We start from the raw sequence: 3,278 nt of genomic DNA, 5'->3' as shown, positions 1-3,278 counted from the left end.
AGATAACTGTTTTTGTTTACATATTCAGCGTCTTTACTGAGGCCATCAATGACCTCGATATAGTTTTTGTCTGAACGACCAAGGACAAGTGGTGCAAACTCGTACTCTTCATCTTCTTTTACAAAGACACCTAATTGTCCACCTAGCTCTTGTATGGCAACTTTCTCGACCGCTAAATCCACCTCAAATTGGTTTATCTTTACGTTGCCTTTTAATAATTGACCTGACGTTAGCTTTAACTCAGTGTTGTTTAATCGTACCCGTGCTAAAACATAAGGCTGATCTTTAGCTGGAATAATATTAGTGATGACTGAACTGAATGCGTGTTCACCTTGCTCAATATCAACATGCTGACCGACTTTGATTTGATTATATTGGCTGGTAAACACCTTAAATTCAGCCCACAAGGTGTCAAATTTGACGATTTCAAACAAGCTAGTGTTTTGCGTGATACCGCCAATATTTCCATTTCGCTGTAAAACAGTCCCAGAAACAGGCGATGTTATTTTATAAGTATTTAAGCTCTCATTAGATTCAATAACGGCTAATAGATCGCCTTTTTTTACCGTATCACCAACAGTGAAGTTTATTGTCTTTATAACGCCGTTATATCTAGCGCCAACTTGAAATAATTGTTCAGCGCCTATCGTCGTAGAGCCGTATACAGGGATAGTTTGGTTCAACGTTTTTGAAGCTAAATAGGCTGTTTCAACACCAACCTTTTTTGCCATGTTATTGTCGATTTTGCTTATGCCTTCTTCGCCTTCATGTTCATCTTCACTAGCGAAAACACTTTGAATGGGTGATAGATACCCAATAAAAATCAATAGTGCGAGTAAATAGTTTTTCATTTTGAATTCCTAAACGATTCAGTTAATCACTGAATCAATAAATTGTTATTAAACTTAAAGTGATGTTTATTTAGAGTGACAGCGCTTCGTTTGTTAGTTTTTCTATCTCTGCGCCATAAATTAGGGCAGCAGATGCCGCGTCAATAAGGGTTCGCCGAGCATTTAACAGCTCTTGTCTAGCCGATACATAATCAAGATATCCATATCGACCTTTTTGATAGGCGTCTTGAGTATCTTCCAGTGCATCTTCAAGCATTGGGATAACCGACTGCTTTAATGAATTAGCTGTTAATATGGCTTGTTTTCTATTGGAGTATGCTCGTAGTAAGTGATTTCTAAATCTTAACTTAGTCGCCTCTTTCTCTATGGCAACTTGGTCACGCTCTGCTAGCGCACTAGCGATTGCGCCAGAATTTCGCTTTTCAGCAAACAAAGGTAAGCTAAAGCCAGCGACCAGTGCCGTATCATTGGCTTCTTGAGAGCGCCTAACACCAACAGACCATTTGATATTGGCCGTTGACTCTGTTTTAGCCAACTGTAACTCGGCCTCTTTTAGTCGCTGCTCACTTGCATAAACTTGAATAGCAGGGTTTTTCTCTAATTTCGCAAAGAGACTACTAAAATCACTATCATTGCCAAACTGAAACAGATCTCCAGTTACTCTAGAGAATGACACTGATGTTTCTCCCCAGTAAGCTGATAAAGAAAGCTTTAGATATTCCAAGCGCTTTTGTTCAGATTGAAGGGTGAGGTTAGCCTGAGCAATAACTGCTTTTGAGCGTTTCACTTCAGCCTCAGGAGTAGCACCTGCGCGGTTACGCTGAGATACAATCTCTAAGGTTTCTTGTGCTAAGCTCAAAGCATTTTCTGCCAATATAACTCTTTGTTGGGCTGCAAGTACTTCCACGTACTTCTCAGTGACTTGAGCCATTAAATTAAGCGCAGAGACTTCTTTTTCAGCAGTGAGTAGTGTTCTTGATTTTGAAACAATTCCAATCCGCGCTGAGCGTTTATCTCCCATTTCGATAACCGAAGATAGAGCGACTGTTAATTCAGCACTGTCGAATGTATTAAATTCACCTGAGCCTGCAAAGTTCTCAGCTTCAAGCTCTAGTTCATAAGCAGGGTTTAAACTTGCGATTTGTTCTCGTCCAATTAATGCCGTTTGCTTGAAATCAAATATTTTAAGTTCTGGATTTTGTTTAAGCGTCCACTGAATTGCCTCTTGAAGGTTTAACTGCTTCTCAAAGGCATAAACATTAAATGTAAAAAGTGACAAAGCGAGAAACGCGATATATTTAAGCCGAGGTGTTACACACCTTAAAATTGCTATCTTGCGATGCACACAGGTATTAAGTGCCATGTATACTTTCCTATAAATTTATATGTGATATTTAGGTCATTAACATTTGACCTTTCTTAATTTTCTATAAAATTTAGGCGTATTTAGGTGGGCGGAATGGCACCGAGATATAGCCTTTTAGCTCAGGGGAAACTAAGGCGTAGGTAAGGAAGTGATCTGTTGCTTGTAAAATATTACAAGAAGAATCTGTATTTAAAAATAACTGACAGCAGCAACAAAAATTACAATTATCAATTGAAGAGTTGCTATTATTCACCTCAAGCATATTGGAGTCTTCTGGAGCTTTTAGCGGGGTAATAGACTTAGTTAGTGATGAACTAAAAGAACTTTCACTTAAGTTTATTTCAAGCTCTTCTAGCGAAAAAAACACAGACTGCACCGCGATTAAAATCATTATCACGTATGATATATATGGTTTAAAATATGACGGGTGCATTCTTTTAACTACTTTCTACTTAAGACTTTAGCTGTAAGATGCGGCGAGCACCGTTTAAAACGACAACAGCAATAATCAAACCAATCACTAAATCTGGATAACGGCTGCTAGTTACTGTAACTAATAAGCCAGCTAAGATTACACCTACGTTTGCGATTACGTCATTTGCGGAAAAAATCCAACTCGCTTTCATATGAGCGCCGTCTTCTTTGTTGCCAAATATTAAAAACAGACAAGCAATGTTAGCGATTAGTGCTATTCCACCAAATATCATCATTAAAGAAGAGATAGGTTCACTACCGTAAATAAAGCGTCTTACGACTTCACTCAAAGCACCTAGCGCTAGAATAATTTGAAGTACACCAGATATATGTGCCGCTCTAAGTTTCATGCTTATGCTTTTACCGACAGCATATATAGCTAAACCATAAACAGCAGCATCAGCAAACATATCTAATGAGTCGGCAATAAGGCCAGCAGATTGCGCAATAATCCCAGCAATTACTTCTATAAAAAACATGACTCCATTAATGGCTAACAACCATTTTAGCGTTGATGCTTCTTTCATCTCATTTTTTTGGGCTAGATCTTTTGCTTTTGCAGCTTCGGTGCTGCAACTTTCTTTAGT

Annotated in this window: 4 protein-coding genes; all 4 read right to left on the bottom strand. The window is 38.5% G+C overall.

What is annotated here, in order from left to right:
* On the bottom strand, positions 1–851 hold an 851-nt coding region (locus MTN96_RS36635; RefSeq protein ID WP_248534810.1), incomplete at its 3' end, for an efflux RND transporter periplasmic adaptor subunit.
* Between the two features lie 70 nt (positions 852–921).
* Positions 922–2,214 (bottom strand): TolC family protein, encoded by a 1,293-nt coding sequence (locus tag MTN96_RS36630; protein WP_002962255.1) that lies wholly within the window; start codon positions 2,212–2,214, stop codon positions 922–924.
* 73 nt (positions 2,215–2,287) lie between these two features.
* Positions 2,288–2,584: a hypothetical protein gene (locus MTN96_RS36625; RefSeq protein ID WP_248534808.1), complete on the bottom strand. Its 297-nt coding sequence runs from the start codon at positions 2,582–2,584 to the stop codon at positions 2,288–2,290.
* A gap of 85 nt (positions 2,585–2,669) precedes the next feature.
* Positions 2,670–3,278 (bottom strand): cation transporter (locus MTN96_RS36620; RefSeq protein WP_248534806.1); only part of this gene is annotated, 609 nt, incomplete at its 5' end.

The sequence above is a fragment of the Pseudoalteromonas sp. 2CM28B genome (genome assembly GCF_023161935.1).
This window is presented reverse-complemented; position numbering and strand designations above follow the sequence as displayed.

What these genes read in the sequence shown, in the direction of transcription:
- MTN96_RS36630 (WP_002962255.1), bottom strand. Translation starts at nt 2,214, where the DNA reads ATGGCACTTAATACCTGTGTGCATCGCAAGATAGCAATTTTAAGGTGT.